Origin of the sequence: Bacillus infantis NRRL B-14911, assembly GCF_000473245.1 — a bacterium.
GTDB lineage: Bacteria > Bacillota > Bacilli > Bacillales > Cytobacillaceae > Bacillus_AB > Bacillus_AB infantis.
Genome location: NC_022524.1, coordinates 131,864 through 147,664 on the forward strand (window position 1 = coordinate 131,864; position 15,801 = coordinate 147,664).

21 protein-coding genes are annotated in these 15,801 nt (G+C 45.4%); all 21 read left to right on the plus strand.

From position 1 onward, the window contains the following. Nucleotides 1-52: 52 nt before the first annotated feature. Nucleotides 53-3,652 (plus strand): DNA-directed RNA polymerase subunit beta', encoded by a 3,600-nt coding sequence (rpoC, locus tag N288_RS00700; protein ID WP_009791336.1) that lies wholly within the window; start codon nt 53-55, stop codon nt 3,650-3,652. A 200-nt stretch (nt 3,653-3,852) separates the two neighbouring features. Continuing rightward, nucleotides 3,853-4,101: a 50S ribosomal protein L7ae-like protein gene (locus N288_RS00705; protein WP_022543219.1), complete on the plus strand. Its 249-nt coding sequence runs from the start codon at nt 3,853-3,855 to the stop codon at nt 4,099-4,101. A gap of 102 nt (nt 4,102-4,203) precedes the next feature. Then, the gene (gene rpsL / locus N288_RS00710) at nt 4,204-4,626 is read left to right on the plus strand and encodes a 30S ribosomal protein S12 (RefSeq protein ID WP_009791334.1); all 423 of its coding nucleotides are present in this window, start codon (nt 4,204-4,206) and stop codon (nt 4,624-4,626) included. Between the two features lie 47 nt (nt 4,627-4,673). Beyond that, a complete protein-coding gene (rpsG, locus tag N288_RS00715) occupies nt 4,674-5,144 on the plus strand; it encodes a 30S ribosomal protein S7 (protein ID WP_009791333.1) in 471 nt (156 codons plus the stop codon). A gap of 51 nt (nt 5,145-5,195) precedes the next feature. Further along, nucleotides 5,196-7,274 carry an elongation factor G gene (gene fusA, locus N288_RS00720; RefSeq protein ID WP_009791332.1) on the plus strand — a complete coding sequence of 693 codons (2,079 nt, stop codon included), beginning with the start codon at nt 5,196-5,198 and terminating at the stop codon, nt 7,272-7,274. A gap of 118 nt (nt 7,275-7,392) precedes the next feature. Next, complete coding sequence (tuf, locus tag N288_RS00725) at nt 7,393-8,580, plus strand: elongation factor Tu (protein ID WP_009791331.1); 1,188 nt, start codon at nt 7,393-7,395, stop codon at nt 8,578-8,580. A 636-nt stretch (nt 8,581-9,216) separates the two neighbouring features. Next, a complete protein-coding gene (gene rpsJ, locus N288_RS00730; protein ID WP_009791329.1) occupies nt 9,217-9,525 on the plus strand; it encodes a 30S ribosomal protein S10 in 309 nt (102 codons plus the stop codon). Nucleotides 9,526-9,561: 36 nt separating this feature from the next. Further along, nucleotides 9,562-10,188 (plus strand): 50S ribosomal protein L3, encoded by a 627-nt coding sequence (rplC, locus tag N288_RS00735; protein ID WP_009791328.1) that lies wholly within the window; start codon nt 9,562-9,564, stop codon nt 10,186-10,188. 28 nt (nt 10,189-10,216) lie between these two features. Beyond that, complete coding sequence (rplD, locus tag N288_RS00740) at nt 10,217-10,840, plus strand: 50S ribosomal protein L4 (protein ID WP_009791327.1); 624 nt, start codon at nt 10,217-10,219, stop codon at nt 10,838-10,840. Further along, nucleotides 10,837-11,124 carry a 50S ribosomal protein L23 gene (gene rplW / locus N288_RS00745; protein WP_170939578.1) on the plus strand — a complete coding sequence of 96 codons (288 nt, stop codon included), beginning with the start codon at nt 10,837-10,839 and terminating at the stop codon, nt 11,122-11,124. Before rplD ends, rplW begins: the two co-directional genes overlap by 4 nt. Before the next feature lie 30 nt (nt 11,125-11,154). Further along, the gene (gene rplB / locus N288_RS00750; protein ID WP_009791325.1) at nt 11,155-11,985 is read left to right on the plus strand and encodes a 50S ribosomal protein L2; all 831 of its coding nucleotides are present in this window, start codon (nt 11,155-11,157) and stop codon (nt 11,983-11,985) included. A gap of 60 nt (nt 11,986-12,045) precedes the next feature. Next, the gene (rpsS, locus tag N288_RS00755; RefSeq protein WP_009791324.1) at nt 12,046-12,324 is read left to right on the plus strand and encodes a 30S ribosomal protein S19; all 279 of its coding nucleotides are present in this window, start codon (nt 12,046-12,048) and stop codon (nt 12,322-12,324) included. Between the two features lie 18 nt (nt 12,325-12,342). Then, complete coding sequence (gene rplV, locus N288_RS00760) at nt 12,343-12,684, plus strand: 50S ribosomal protein L22 (protein ID WP_009791323.1); 342 nt, start codon at nt 12,343-12,345, stop codon at nt 12,682-12,684. Between the two features lie 3 nt (nt 12,685-12,687). After that, the gene (rpsC, locus tag N288_RS00765; RefSeq protein ID WP_009791322.1) at nt 12,688-13,344 is read left to right on the plus strand and encodes a 30S ribosomal protein S3; all 657 of its coding nucleotides are present in this window, start codon (nt 12,688-12,690) and stop codon (nt 13,342-13,344) included. 1 nt (nt 13,345) lies between these two features. Continuing rightward, nucleotides 13,346-13,780, plus strand: a complete 435-nt coding sequence (gene rplP / locus N288_RS00770) for a 50S ribosomal protein L16 (protein ID WP_009791321.1) — start codon at nt 13,346-13,348, stop codon at nt 13,778-13,780. Next, the gene (gene rpmC / locus N288_RS00775) at nt 13,770-13,973 is read left to right on the plus strand and encodes a 50S ribosomal protein L29 (protein WP_003351417.1); all 204 of its coding nucleotides are present in this window, start codon (nt 13,770-13,772) and stop codon (nt 13,971-13,973) included. Before rplP ends, rpmC begins: the two co-directional genes overlap by 11 nt. A gap of 19 nt (nt 13,974-13,992) precedes the next feature. Then, nucleotides 13,993-14,256: a 30S ribosomal protein S17 gene (gene rpsQ, locus N288_RS00780; RefSeq protein WP_009791320.1), complete on the plus strand. Its 264-nt coding sequence runs from the start codon at nt 13,993-13,995 to the stop codon at nt 14,254-14,256. Nucleotides 14,257-14,296: 40 nt separating this feature from the next. Continuing rightward, nucleotides 14,297-14,665 (plus strand): 50S ribosomal protein L14, encoded by a 369-nt coding sequence (gene rplN / locus N288_RS00785; RefSeq protein ID WP_009791319.1) that lies wholly within the window; start codon nt 14,297-14,299, stop codon nt 14,663-14,665. A 33-nt stretch (nt 14,666-14,698) separates the two neighbouring features. Next, a complete protein-coding gene (gene rplX / locus N288_RS00790) occupies nt 14,699-15,010 on the plus strand; it encodes a 50S ribosomal protein L24 (protein WP_009791318.1) in 312 nt (103 codons plus the stop codon). A gap of 25 nt (nt 15,011-15,035) precedes the next feature. After that, nucleotides 15,036-15,575, plus strand: coding sequence for a 50S ribosomal protein L5 (gene rplE, locus N288_RS00795; protein WP_009791317.1), 540 nt, complete (start codon nt 15,036-15,038; stop codon nt 15,573-15,575). Nucleotides 15,576-15,600: 25 nt separating this feature from the next. Continuing rightward, nucleotides 15,601-15,786: a type Z 30S ribosomal protein S14 gene (locus N288_RS24460; RefSeq protein WP_009791316.1), complete on the plus strand. Its 186-nt coding sequence runs from the start codon at nt 15,601-15,603 to the stop codon at nt 15,784-15,786. Nucleotides 15,787-15,801: the final 15 nt, after the last annotated feature.

The following is a 15,801-nucleotide window of genomic DNA, read 5'->3' on the forward strand; positions in this document are numbered from 1 at the left end:
TGCCGGATTAGCAATAAGGGTATAACCCGAGATTGAAAGGGAGGTAGGCCCCTTGCTGGATGTAAACAATTTTGAGTATATGAAGATCGGTCTTGCTTCACCTGATAAGATCCGTTCCTGGTCTTTTGGTGAAGTCAAAAAACCTGAAACAATCAACTATCGTACATTAAAGCCTGAAAAAGACGGCTTATTCTGCGAGCGTATTTTCGGACCTCAGAAAGACTGGGAATGCCATTGCGGAAAATACAAAAGGGTGCGCTATAAAGGCGTAGTCTGCGACCGATGCGGAGTGGAAGTCACCCGCGCGAAGGTTCGCCGCGAAAGAATGGGCCATATCGAGCTTGCTGCTCCTGTATCGCATATCTGGTATTTCAAAGGCATCCCAAGCCGCATGGGCCTTGTTCTGGATATGTCACCGCGTGCGCTTGAAGAAGTCATTTACTTTGCTTCATATGTAGTAACTGATTCCGGCGATACAGCACTAGAGAAAAAACAGCTTCTGTCTGAGAAGGAATACCGCGCTTACCGTGAGAAGTACGGCAATAAGTTCCAGGCATCCATGGGTGCAGAATCCATCAAGAAGCTGCTTTCTGATATCGATCTGAACAAAGAAGTAGACGCGCTTAAAGAAGAACTGACAACTGCCCAGGGCCAGCGCCGCACACGCGCCATCAAGCGCCTTGAGGTACTTGAAGCCTTCCGTGGATCTGGAAATGAACCATCATGGATGATCCTGGACGTGCTTCCTGTCATCCCTCCTGAGCTTCGTCCAATGGTTCAGCTTGACGGAGGAAGATTCGCGACGTCTGACCTGAACGATCTGTACCGCCGTGTCATCAACCGGAACAACCGTCTGAAGCGCTTGCTGGACCTCGGTGCTCCAAGCATCATCGTCCAGAACGAAAAGCGCATGCTCCAGGAAGCTGTAGACGCCCTGATTGACAATGGCCGCCGCGGACGTCCTGTCACAGGCCCGGGGAACAGGCCGCTTAAATCTCTTTCACACATGCTGAAAGGGAAGCAGGGCCGTTTCCGTCAGAACCTGCTTGGTAAGCGTGTTGACTACTCCGGACGTTCTGTTATCGTAGTAGGTCCTAACCTGAAAATGTACCAGTGCGGTCTGCCGAAGGAAATGGCGCTTGAGCTTTTCAAGCCTTTCGTCATGAAGGAATTGGTGGAAAAAGGACTGGCTCACAATATCAAATCAGCAAAGCGCAAAATTGAAAGAGTCCAGCCTGAGGTATGGGATGTGCTTGAAGAGGTAATCAAAGAGCACCCAGTTCTGCTGAACCGTGCACCTACTCTTCACAGGCTCGGAATCCAGGCCTTTGAACCAACATTGGTTGAAGGGCGCGCAATCCGTCTCCATCCGCTTGTATGTACAGCATACAATGCCGACTTTGACGGTGACCAAATGGCAGTCCACGTACCGCTGTCATCTGAAGCACAGGCAGAAGCACGCCTTCTAATGCTTGCGGCTCAGAACATCCTGAACCCTAAGGATGGAAAACCTGTTGTTACACCTTCCCAGGATATGGTGCTTGGTAACTATTACCTGACTATGGAAAGAGAAGGGGCAGTAGGAGAAGGAATGGTCTTCAACGATACAAGCGAAGCACTGCTTGCTTATCAGAACGGCTATGTCCACCTTCATACCCGTGTAGCAGTGAATGCAGGTACACTGAACAATGAAACATTCACAGAGGAACAAAGGAAAAAGCTTCTGATCACGACTGTCGGAAAGCTCGTTTTCAACGAAATCCTGCCGACTTCATTCCCGTATATCAATGAGCCGACAAAGACGAATCTTGAAGAAGAAACGCCTGCCCGCTACTTTGTAGAACGGGGAACGGATGTAAAAGAAGCTATTAAAAATATGCCGCTTGTTGATCCTTTCAAGAAGAAAATCCTTGGAAACATCATTGCGGAAGTGTTCAAGCGCTTTAAGATCACTGAAACATCCAAAATGCTTGACCGCATGAAGGATCTCGGTTTCAGACATTCCACTAAAGCCGGCATCACAGTCGGTGTGGCAGATATCGTCGTTCTTAAAGAAAAGCAGGAAATCATTCAGGAAGCCCAAGGCAAGGTTGATAATGTCCTTAAACAATTCAGGCGCGGTCTCATCACTGAGGACGAACGCTATGATCGTGTCATTTCCATCTGGAGTGCTGCGAAGGACACTATCCAGGCCAAGCTGATGAAGTCCCTGGATAAATCCAACCCGATCTTTATGATGAGTGACTCCGGTGCCCGTGGTAACGCATCTAACTTTACACAGTTAGCCGGTATGCGCGGACTCATGGCCAACCCGGCCGGCCGGATCATCGAACTTCCGATCAAGTCCAGCTTCCGTGAAGGACTGACAGTACTTGAGTACTTCATCTCCACACACGGAGCGCGTAAAGGATTGGCGGATACAGCCCTTAAGACGGCTGACTCCGGCTATCTGACCCGACGCCTTGTTGACGTTGCGCAGGATGTCATTGTACGTGATGATGATTGCGGAACAGACAGAGGACTGCAGATCAGCGCGCTGAAGGATGGCACCGAAGTTATCGAAGCACTGGATGAGCGCCTCATTGGCCGTTATGCACGCAGAGATATCAAGCATCCTGAAACAAACGCAGTAATCGTAAAAGAAAATGATCTTATTACAGAAGATCTGGCTGTTGAAATCGTGGAAGCAGGCATTGAGACTGTATGGATCCGTTCCGCCTTTACCTGCAACACGCGCCATGGCGTATGTAAGAAATGCTACGGGCGCAACCTGGCAACAGGCCAGGAGGTTGAAGTGGGCGAAGCTGTCGGAATCATCGCAGCCCAATCCATCGGTGAGCCTGGAACACAGCTTACAATGCGTACTTTCCATACAGGAGGCGTAGCAGGAGACGATATTACACAAGGTCTTCCGCGTATCCAGGAAATTTTCGAAGCACGTAACCCTAAAGGGCAGGCTGTCATTTCAGAGCTTGAAGGTGTTGTCGTGGGCATCAATGAAGGCCGTGACCGCCAGCATGAAATTGTGGTGCAGGGCGAGGTTGAATCCCGCACATATACTGCTCCATATACAGCACGCCTGAAAGTGGCTGTTGATGACAGGGTAGACCGCGGACAGGAATTGACCGAAGGTTCTATTGACCCTAAAGAATTGATTAAAGTAAGAGATGTAAATGCTGTACAGGAGTATCTGCTTCGCGAGGTGCAGAAGGTATACCGTATGCAGGGTGTTGAAATCGGCGATAAGCATATCGAGGTAATGGTCCGCCAGATGCTTCGCAAGGTGCGTGTCATCGATGCAGGGGAAACAGAAGTGCTGCCTGGCTCGCTTCTTGATATCCACCAGTTCACAGATGCCAATGAAAAGGCTCTGTTGAACGGCAAAATGCCTGCGACCGGCCGTCCTGTACTGCTCGGTATCACCAAGGCTTCACTTGAGACGGATTCCTTCCTGTCAGCTGCTTCCTTCCAAGAAACAACAAGGGTACTTACAGATGCTGCCATCAAAGGCAAGCGAGATGAATTGCTCGGGCTTAAAGAGAATGTCATCATCGGTAAACTGGTCCCTGCCGGAACTGGAATGCAGCGCTACCGCAGGGCAGAACCTTTCACTGCGGAAGAAGCATCCGAAGAAACAGTTACAGTGGAATAATGGAAATGCGGTGCCTGCCGAAAAGGAGGCACCGCATTTTATAGTAATAGCAAAACAGGAGGACGCACAGGTTCATAGATAGACTAAATGGAAATATGCATGAATCTAAAAAAATATTTGCCGTGATGTTGACAATATTCTTGTGCGATGGTACTATAGCAAAGGTGCTCCTATTTACCGGATACTTTGGAGGATATATCATGTCTTATGATAAAGTATTGCAGGCAAGAAATATTATAGTAGGAACAAAGCAAACAGTAAAAGCTCTGAAATCAGGAACAATCAGCGAAGTGCTGATCGCAGAAGATGCAGACCATAGAGCTGTTGAAAAAGTGATCAATGCGGCGCTTGAATATAAAGTTCCGGTCACCCGGGCCGGCTCGATGAAATCATTGGGAAAGGCCTGCGGAATCGACGTAGGTGCGGCAGCTGTTGCAATATCTATTTAAAAACTGTTTTTGTAGATGAAGATCTGCAAGGACTTTGTTTTTGCAACAAAATGAACCACCTGGATGTGTGGGCTTACACAAAAGACGAAGGGAGGAAAAATCATGCCTACAATTAACCAATTAGTGCGCAAGCCTCGTAAGACAAAAGAGGAAAAGTCAAAATCACCTGCGCTTAACAAAGGTTACAACAGCTTCAAAAAAGCACAAACTAACGTATCATCTCCACAGAAACGCGGTGTATGTACTCGTGTTGGTACAATGACTCCGAAGAAACCAAACTCAGCGTTGCGTAAATATGCTCGTGTACGCTTGACTAACGGAATCGAGGTTACTGCCTACATTCCTGGTATCGGACACAACCTTCAAGAGCACAGCGTAGTATTAATCCGCGGCGGACGAGTAAAGGACTTACCAGGGGTACGTTACCACATCGTGCGCGGCGCGCTTGACACTGCCGGTGTTAACAACCGTATGCAAGGCCGTTCTAAATACGGTACTAAGCGTCCTAAAGCAGCTAAAAAATAATGATTGACCACAAATAATATTCAGTTTTTTCGAAAGGAGGAAATTACATGCCACGTAAAGGTCCTGTAGCAAAAAGAGACGTATTACCAGATCCGATTTACAATTCAAAGCTAGTTAGCCGTCTTATCAACAAAATGATGGTTGATGGCAAGAGAGGTAAATCTCAAGCTATTCTTTATTCAGCATTTGATATCATCAGCGAGCGCAGCGGAAAAGAGCCAATGGAAGTGTTTGATCAAGCACTTAAGAACATCATGCCGGTTCTTGAAGTAAGAGCGCGCCGTGTAGGTGGTGCAAACTATCAAGTACCAGTTGAGGTGCGCCCAGACCGCCGTACGACTCTTGGTCTTCGCTGGTTGGTTAACTATTCTCGTCTTCGCGGTGAGAAAACAATGGAAGAGCGTTTGGCTAACGAAATCCTTGACGCTGCCAACAACACAGGTTCATCTGTGAAGAAGCGTGAAGATACTCATAAAATGGCTGAAGCTAACAAAGCATTCGCTCACTACCGCTGGTAGGATTGAACCCACAAACAAACTATTACATTTACTAGGAAGGAGAAAGACCCAATGGCAAGAGAGTTCTCCTTGGATAATACTCGTAATATCGGCATCATGGCCCACATCGATGCCGGTAAAACAACTACGACTGAGCGCGTACTTTACTACACTGGCCGTATCCACAAAATCGGTGAAACACATGAAGGTGCTTCACAGATGGACTGGATGGAACAGGAGCAGGAACGCGGTATCACAATCACTTCTGCAGCAACAACTGCACAGTGGAAGGGCCACCGTGTAAACATCATCGATACACCAGGACACGTAGACTTCACAGTTGAAGTTGAGCGTTCACTTCGTGTACTTGATGGTGCAGTAGCAGTCCTTGATGCACAATCAGGGGTTGAGCCTCAGACTGAAACAGTTTGGCGCCAGGCTACTACTTACGGTGTACCACGTGTGGTATTCGTAAACAAAATGGATAAGCTGGGTGCAGATTTCCTTTACTCACTCGGTACACTCCACGATCGTCTGCAAGCCAATGCAGCAGCTATCCAGCTGCCAATCGGTGCTGAAGACCAGTTCGAAGGAATCATCGACCTGATCGAGATGAAAGCGACTTTCTACGGCAACGACCTTGGAACAGACATCGAAGACCGTGAAATCCCTGAGGAATACAAGGCGCAAGCTGAAGAATACCGTGAAAAGCTGATTGAAGCGGTAGCAGAGCTTGATGAAGAATTAATGGAGAAATACCTTGGCGGTGAAGAAATCACTAACGACGAGCTGAAAGCAGCTATTCGTAAAGGTACTGTAAACGTTGAATTCTATCCTGTAATCTGTGGATCAGCGTTCAAAAACAAAGGTGTTCAGAAAATGCTTGATGCAGTAATCGACTATCTTCCGTCTCCACTGGACGTACCTGCAATCAAAGGTACTCTTCCGGATTCTGAAGAAGAAGTTACTCGTCCTTCAAGTGACGAAGAGCCATTCTCAGCTCTTGCATTTAAAGTTATGACTGACCCTTATGTCGGTAAGCTTACATTCTTCCGTGTATACTCTGGTACATTGAGCTCAGGTTCATACGTACAGAACTCTACTAAAGGCAAGCGTGAGCGTGTAGGACGTATCCTGCAGATGCACGCCAACTCCCGTGAAGAGATCTCTCAAGTATACGCAGGGGACATTGCTGCTGCCGTAGGTCTTAAGGATACTACTACAGGTGACACTCTCTGTGATGAGAAGAACCTTGTAATCCTTGAGTCCATGGAATTCCCTGAGCCGGTTATCCAATTGTCCATCGAGCCTAAGTCAAAGGCTGACCAGGACAAAATGACAACTGCTCTTCAAAAGCTTCAGGAAGAAGATCCTACATTCCGTGCGCATACTGACCAGGAAACTGGACAGGTTATCATCGCGGGTATGGGTGAACTTCACCTTGATATCCTTGTTGACCGTATGAAACGTGAATTTAAAGTGGAAGCAAACGTTGGTGCGCCTCAGGTTGCATACCGTGAAACTTTCCGTGCTTCAGCTAAGGTTGAAGGTAAATTCGCACGCCAATCTGGTGGACGCGGACAATTCGGACACGTTTGGATTGAATTCTCTCCAAACGAAGAAGGTAAAGGCTTTGAATTTGAAAACGGCATCGTCGGCGGTGTTGTTCCACGTGAATACATCCCGGCTGTTCAAGCTGGACTGGAAGATTCCCTTGACAGAGGTGTTCTTGCTGGATATCCGCTAGTTGATATTAAAGCAAGACTGTTCGATGGATCTTACCATGATGTCGATTCATCAGAAATGGCGTTTAAAATTGCCGCTTCAATGGCACTGAAAAACGCTGCTTCTAAATGTAACCCTGTTATCCTTGAGCCAGTCATGAGGATAGAAGTTATCATTCCAGAAGAATATCTGGGAGATATCATGGGTAACGTCACTTCCCGTCGTGGACGTGTAGAAGGTATGGATGCCCGCGGCAATGCTCAAGTTGTCCGTGCAATGGTTCCGCTGTCTGAAATGTTCGGATATGCAACTTCCCTGCGTTCAAGCACACAAGGCCGTGGAGTATTCTCCATGCACTTTGACCACTATGAAGAAGTACCGAAGTCGATTTCTGAAGAAATCATCAAAAAAAATAAAGGTGAATAATTGATTTTACCTTTATAATCAAGTATAACTACTATTGTAGAACCAAGCTGCTGATCGGCTTGCCTGTCAGCAGCTCTAAAAATACTTAACTTTTTAAAATTAAAGGAGGATTTTCCTAATGGGTAAAGCTAAATTCGACCGTTCAAAACCCCACGTTAATATTGGTACAATTGGTCACGTTGACCACGGAAAAACAACTCTAACAGCTGCTATCACTACAGTTCTTGCTAAGTCTGGCGGAGCTGAAGCACGCGCTTACGATCAAATCGACGGTGCTCCAGAAGAAAGAGAGCGTGGAATCACAATCTCTACTGCACACGTTGAGTACGAAACTCCTAACCGTCACTATGCGCACGTTGACTGCCCAGGACACGCTGACTATGTTAAAAACATGATCACTGGTGCTGCTCAAATGGACGGCGGTATCCTAGTAGTATCTGCTTCTGACGGCCCAATGCCACAAACTCGTGAGCACATCCTTCTTTCTCGTCAAGTAGGTGTACCTTACCTTGTTGTATTCATGAACAAGTGTGACATGGTTGACGACGAAGAGCTTCTTGAACTAGTAGAAATGGAAATCCGTGACCTTCTTTCTGAGTATGAGTTCCCTGGTGATGACATTCCTGTAATCAAAGGTTCTGCTCTTAAAGCTCTTGAAGGTGACGCTGCTTGGGAAGAGAAAATCAACGAGCTTATGGCTGCAGTTGACGAGTACATCCCAACTCCAACACGTGACACTGACAAGCCATTCATGATGCCTGTTGAGGATGTATTCTCAATCACTGGCCGTGGTACTGTTGCTACAGGACGTGTTGAGCGTGGACAAGTTAAAGTCGGTGACGTAATCGAAATCATCGGTCTTACTGAAGAGCCAAAATCAACAACTGTAACAGGTGTTGAAATGTTCCGTAAGCTTCTTGACTTTGCAGAAGCTGGAGACAACATCGGTGCCCTTCTTCGTGGTGTAGCACGTGAAGACATCCAGCGTGGTCAAGTTTTGGCTAAGCCAGGCTCAATCACTCCACACGTAAAATTCAAAGCTGAAGTTTACGTTCTATCTAAAGAAGAAGGTGGACGTCACACTCCATTCTTCACTAACTACCGCCCTCAGTTCTACTTCCGTACAACTGATGTAACTGGTATCTGCAACCTTCCTGAAGGTGTAGAAATGGTTATGCCTGGCGACAACATCGAAATGACTGTTGAGCTTATCGCTCCAATCGCTATCGAAGAAGGTACTAAGTTCTCTATCCGTGAGGGTGGACGTACTGTAGGCGCTGGCGTTGTTGCTACAATCACTGAGTAATCTCTGATTGATATATAAAGAAGCAGATGGATCAATTCCATCTGCTTCTTTTTTGCTTTTATCTCCGAACTAACCTTAGGTCTTTCATACATGAGGGTTGCTTTCAACCTGCCGTGAGTGGAAGCTGGCTCCAGAAGAACATAGATAGAAGCTTGCGTTTCAAGCTTGAATTTCTGTTGCGTAACAATACCAGGGGGTAATCGTTTATTTATCGGAATGCTGGATGGTGATGCCCTTGATGTCTGCCCATGCAAAACTGCTCTATAGTATAGAAGAAACAGGTTGCGCTGCTTAAGAAGAGAGAGGAAACAGTAACGGGTCCAGCATGAGTGACAGCAGGCTTTTTTAGTTTCAATATATAAATATACATCAGGCACAGTGAATTGTTAGACTTCTTCCAATCCCCTTGAAAACCTGCGATATACCCGCTATAATAGTAAAAGTGTGCGAAACATAAAAGAATATAACATTTCATGTTGCAATTCTTAAATGGTTTCTGTATAATAGACAATGTTGGTCTTTGACTGCGATGAAGTGAAAGGTTGCTGACACACCCGGCCGCTTTGCCATGGCGAGTGTGTGGGAAATTTTCACGGAGAATGTCTATATCAATATAGGCGAAAAGGAGGGAAAATAATGGCAAAACAAAAAATTCGTATCCGTTTAAAAGCGTATGATCACAGGATCCTTGATCAGTCTGCTGAAAAGATTGTTGAAACTGCAAAGCGTTCTGGTGCGGCTGTGTCCGGCCCGATCCCATTGCCGACTGAAAAGTCAATTTATACAATCCTGCGTGCGGTCCATAAGTACAAAGATTCACGTGAGCAGTTCGAAATGCGTACGCATAAGCGTCTGATCGACATCATCAACCCAACTCCACAAACAGTTGATTCACTGATGCGCTTAGACCTGCCATCAGGTGTAGATATCGAAATCAAATTATAATGAAATAAATTATTAAATTCTCAGGAGGTGTGACTAATGACCAAAGGAATCTTAGGAAGAAAGATCGGTATGACTCAAGTATTTGCTGAAAATGGCGACCTTATCCCGGTAACTGTTGTAGAAGCTACAGGAAACGTTGTTCTTCAAGTGAAATCTGTCGACACTGACGGATATGAAGCGATCCAGCTTGGCTTTGAAGATAAGCGCGAAAAGCTTTCCAACAAACCTGAACAAGGACATGTCGCGAAAGCTGATACTGCTCCTAAGCGCTTCGTTCGCGAATTCCGCGGAGTTGACTTAGCAGCATATGAAGTTGGTCAAGAAGTCAAAGTAGATATTTTCGCAGAAGGCGATACTGTTGATGTAACAGGAATCTCTAAAGGTAAAGGTTTCCAAGGCTCTATCAAGCGCCACGGACAATCACGCGGACCTATGTCACACGGTTCACGCTACCACCGTCGCCCTGGTTCAATGGGACCTGTAGCTCCTAACCGTGTATTCAAAGGTAAAGCATTGCCAGGACGCATGGGCGGAGACCAGATCACTGTTCAAAACCTGGAAATCGTTAAAATTGATGCAGAACGCAACCTGCTTCTGATCAAAGGAAACGTACCTGGAGCGAAGAAAGCTCTTCTAAAAATCAAAACTGCGGTTAAAGCATAATTAATCCAGTCAGAAAGGAGGAAATAGAATGCCTAAAGTAGCATTGTTAAACCAAGCTGGTTCACAAGTTGGAGAAATCGAACTAAATGAAACCATCTTCGGTATTGAGCCTAACAACCACGTACTATTCGAAGCTGTTGTAATGCAAAGAGCTTCTTTACGTCAAGGAACTCATAAAACTAAAATTCGTTCTGAAGTAGCCGGCGGCGGACGCAAGCCATGGCGCCAAAAAGGAACTGGACGCGCTCGTCAAGGTTCCATCCGTTCACCACAATGGCGCGGAGGCGGTACAGTATTCGGTCCTACTCCACGCAGCTACAGCTATAAGCTGCCTAAAAAGGTACGCCGTTTAGCAATCAAATCTGCACTATCTTCTAAAGTGGCAGAAGAAAACATTCTAGTATTAGAAAACCTTGCTTTAGAAACTCCTAAAACAAAAGACTTCAAGGGTGTCCTTACTGGACTGTCTGTTGATAAGAAAGCTCTTATCGTAACAGCTGATCTTGATGAGAACGTAGCATTGTCTGCGCGCAATATCCCTGGAGTGACTGTTGTAACTGCAACAGGCGTCAATGTTTTGGATGTTCTAAGCCATGATAAGCTTATCATGACTAAAGCAGCGGTTGAAAAAGTAGAGGAGGTGCTTGCATAATGGATGCACGCGATATCATTAAGCGCCCCGTTATCACTGAACGTTCTACTGACCTGATGGCTGACAAAAAGTATACTTTTGAAGTTGATGTTAGAGCTAACAAAACACAAGTTAAAGATTCTATCGAAGAAATCTTTGGCGTAAAAGTTGAGAAAGTAAACATCATGAACTACAAAGGTAAGTTCAAGCGCATGGGTAAATTCGGCGGCTATACAAACAAACGCCGTAAAGCTATCGTAAAACTAACTGCAGACAGCAAAGAAATCGAATTCTTTGAAGTCTAATAACCATAACTAGAAGAGGAGGGAAACGAAATGGCGATTAAAAAGTATAAACCTACCTCCAACGGTCGTCGCGGCATGACTACTTCTGACTTTGCTGAGATCACTACAGACAAACCGGAAAAGTCACTATTAGCTCCTTTAAAGCGTAAAGGCGGCCGTAACAACCAAGGTAAGTTAACAGTTCGTCACCAAGGCGGCGGACACAAACGTCAATATCGTATCATCGATTTCAAACGTGATAAAGATGGCATTCCAGGACGCGTTGCTACGATCGAATATGATCCAAACCGTTCAGCCAACATCGCACTAATCAACTACGTGGATGGAGAAAAGCGTTACATCCTTGCTCCTAAGAACCTTTCAGTGGGCACTGAAGTAATGTCTGGACCTGAAGCTGACATCAAAGTGGGTAACGCACTTCCACTTGCAAATATTCCAGTGGGTACTGTTATCCACAACATCGAACTGAAACCTGGCAAAGGCGGACAGCTTGTACGTTCAGCAGGTACTTCTGCTCAAGTATTGGGTAAAGAAGGCAAATATGTTCTTGTTCGTTTAAACTCTGGTGAAGTTCGCATGATTCTTGCTACTTGCCGCGCTACAGTAGGTCAAGTGGGCAACGAGCAGCACGAACTGATCAACATCGGTAAAGCCGGTCGTTCACGCTGGTTAGGCAAGCGCCCAACTGTCCGTGGTTCTGTAATGAACCCGAATGATCACCCGCACGGTGGTGGTGAAGGTCGCGCTCCTATCGGACGTAAATCACCAATGTCTCCTTGGGGCAAACCAACTCTTGGTGCCAAAACACGCAAGAAGAAGAGCAAATCCGACAAGTTTATCGTACGTCGTCGTAAAAAATAACGGGATTGAGCTACGGTTCCACAAGAGAACCGTAGAACGATCACGAAGGGAGGTTCAATCATGGGTCGCAGCTTAAAAAAAGGACCTTTTGTTGATGAGCATTTAATGACAAAGATCGAAAAGTTAAATGAAAACGAAGGCAAGCAAGTGGTAAAGACTTGGTCACGCCGTTCTACGATCTTCCCGCAATTCATTGGTCACACTATCGCAGTTTATGATGGTCGTAAACATGTACCTGTATATGTGACAGAAGACATGGTAGGGCACAAGCTTGGAGAATTCGCTCCATCTCGTACTTACAAAGGCCATGGCAATGATGATAAGAAAACAAGACGTTAATGAGAGGAGGGCATCCTGATGCAAGCTAAAGCTGTTGCAAGAACAGTTCGTATTGCTCCTCGTAAAGCTCGTTTAGTCGTAGATTTAATTCGAGGTAAGCAAGTAGGTGAAGCGGTGGCTATCTTAAACCATACGCCAAAAGCAGCTTCTCCTGTCGTTGAAAAATTATTGAAATCCGCATTGGCAAATGCTGAGCATAACTACGAAATGGACGTAAACAATTTAGTAGTATCTCAAGTATTCGTTGACGAGGGACCAACTTTGAAGCGTTTCCGTCCGCGTGCTATGGGCCGTGCAAGTGCAATCAACAAACGTACTAGTCATATTACTATCGTTTTATCAGAAAAGAAGGAGGGATAATCAGTGGGTCAAAAAGTAAATCCAGTCGGTTTGCGAATCGGTGTCATCCGTGATTGGGAGTCAAAATGGTTCGCAGGCAAAGACTATGCTGAACTTTTACACGAAGACCTTAAAGTGCGTGAGTACATTACGAAGCGTTTAAGCGATGCATCACTTTCTAAAGTTGAGATCGAGCGTGCAGCTAACCGTTTAAACATCACTATCCACACTGCTAAGCCTGGTATGGTTATCGGTAAAGGCGGTTCTGAAGTTGAAGCTCTTCGTAAAGCTCTTAACTCACTTACTGGCAAACGTGTTCACATCAACATTCTTGAAATCAAAAAAGCAGACATCGACGCGAAATTAGTTGCGGAAAACATTGCTCGTCAATTGGAAAACCGCGTATCTTTCCGTCGTGCTCAAAAGCAAGTTATCCAACGTGCAATGCGCGCTGGCGCTAAAGGTATCAAAACAATGGTATCTGGCCGTCTTGGCGGTGCTGATATCGCTCGTTCTGAATCTTACAGCGAAGGTACTGTTCCACTTCATACACTTCGTGCTGATATCGACTATGCTACTGCAGAAGCAGACACAACATACGGTAAATTAGGCGTTAAAGTATGGATCTATCGTGGAGAGGTGCTTCCTACAAAGAAGAAAACTGAGGAAGGAGGCAAATAATATGTTATTGCCAAAACGCGTTAAGTATCGCCGTGTACACCGCGGAAAAATGCGTGGACAATCAAAAGGCGGTACTGAAGTGAACTTCGGTGAATTTGGCCTTCAAGCTCTTGAGGCTTCTTGGATCACTAACCGTCAGATTGAATCTGCCCGTATCGCGATGACTCGTTACATGAAACGTGGCGGTAAAGTATGGATCAACATCTTCCCTCACAAGCCTTACACTGCAAAGCCTCTAGAAGTCCGAATGGGTTCTGGTAAAGGTGCTCCTGAAGGATGGGTAGCAGTAGTTAAGCCAGGGAAAATCATGTTTGAAATTGCCGGCGTATCTGAAGAGGTAGCTCGTGAAGCATTACGTCTTGCATCACACAAACTTCCTGTAAAGTGCAAGTTTGTAAAACGAGAAGAAATTGGTGGTGAATCAAATGAAAGCTAATGAAATTCGTGACCTTACCACTGCTGAAATAGAACAAAAAGTAAAATCTTTAAAAGAAGAGCTATTCAACCTGCGCTTTCAATTGGCGACTGGACAACTTGAAAATACAGCTCGCATTCGTGAAGTACGCAAAGCGATTGCTCGCATGAAAACTGTTATTCGTGAGAGAGAGATCGGCGTTAACAATCGATAATTGATAGGAGGTTCGCACAATGAGTGAACGTAACCAACGCAAGGTTTACACTGGACGCGTTGTTTCCGACAAGATGGACAAAACAGTCACTGTTCTTGTAGAAACATACAAAAAGCACACGCTCTATGGTAAGCGCGTTAAGTACTCTAAAAAGTTTAAAGCTCATGACGAGCAAAACGAAGCAAAAATTGGCGATGTGGTTCGTATTATGGAAACTCGTCCACTTTCTGCGACTAAACGCTTCCGTCTTGTAGAAGTAGTAGAAAAAGCAGTTATAATCTAATGGTTCGGAATAAGCTTCATCCCGAAGGGAGGTTACACGCATGATTCAACAAGAATCACGTTTGAAAGTTGCTGACAACTCAGGTGCTCGTGAAGTACTGACAATTAAAGTCCTTGGTGGCTCTGGCCGCAAAACAGCTAATATCGGTGATGTTATCGTTTGTACTGTAAAACAAGCAACACCAGGTGGCGTTGTTAAAAAAGGTGACGTCGTTAAAGCAGTTATCGTTAGAACTAAGCGCGGTGTCCGCCGTGATGACGGTACTTACATCCGTTTTGATGAAAACGCATGTGTAATTATCCGTGACGATAAGGGTCCACGCGGAACTCGTATCTTTGGCCCAGTTGCACGTGAATTGCGCGACAGCAACTTTATGAAAATCGTATCACTAGCTCCAGAAGTACTATAATTCAAACAAATTGCCTTTAAGGAGGTGCGACAGATGCATGTAAAAAAAGGTGACAAAGTCATGGTCATTTCTGGTAAGGATAAAGGCAAATCAGGTGTGATCCTTGCTGCTTTCCCAAAACAAAGCCGTGTGCTTGTTGAAGGTGTGAACGTAGTAAAGAAGCACTCTAAGCCATCCCAAGTGAATCCGCAAGGCGGAATCATCAGCCAAGAAGCACCTATTCATGTATCAAACGTGATGCCAATCGATCCTAAGTCAGGTAACCCGACACGTGTTGGTTACAAAGAGGTTGATGGCAAGAAAGTTCGCGTTGCGAAAAAATCCGGTGAAGTTCTAGATAAATAAGTAATTGAAGAAGGGAGGTACAAGAATGAACCGCCTAAAAGAGAAGTTTTCAAATGAAATTACACCTGCTCTTATGAGCAAGTTTAACTACGAATCAATCATGCAAGTACCAAAGCTTGAAAAAATCGTTATCAACATGGGTGTCGGCGATGCTGTTGCAAACGCAAAGTCGCTTGACAATGCTGTTGAAGAGCTTGCGGTTATCAGCGGCCAAAAGCCGGTTGTAACCCGTGCTAAAAAATCAATCGCTGGGTTCCGTCTTCGTGAAGGCATGCCTATCGGTGCTAAAGTTACTCTGCGCGGAGAGCGCATGTACGAGTTTTTTGATAAATTAGTATCTGTATCTCTTCCACGTGTACGTGACTTCCGCGGGATCTCAAAGAAATCCTTTGACGGCCGTGGCAACTACACTCTTGGTGTGAAAGAACAGTTAATCTTCCCTGAGATTGATTACGATAAAGTAAGCAAAGTTCGTGGTATGGATATCGTTATCGTTACTACAGCTAACACAGATGAAGAAGCTCGTGAACTTTTAACTCAATTTGGAATGCCATTCCAAAAGTAATCGCTAAATAGAGGGAGGCGACAACGTGGCTAAAAAGTCAATGATTGCGAAACAAAAACGCACGCCTAAATATCCGGTACAAGAATACACTCGCTGCGAACGCTGCGGGCGTCCACATTCCGTATACCGTAAATTTAAGCTTTGCCGTATCTGTTTCCGTGAATTAGCATACAAAGGACAAATTCCTGGTGTGAAAAAAGCTAGCTGGTAAAACCCAAAGTCTGGG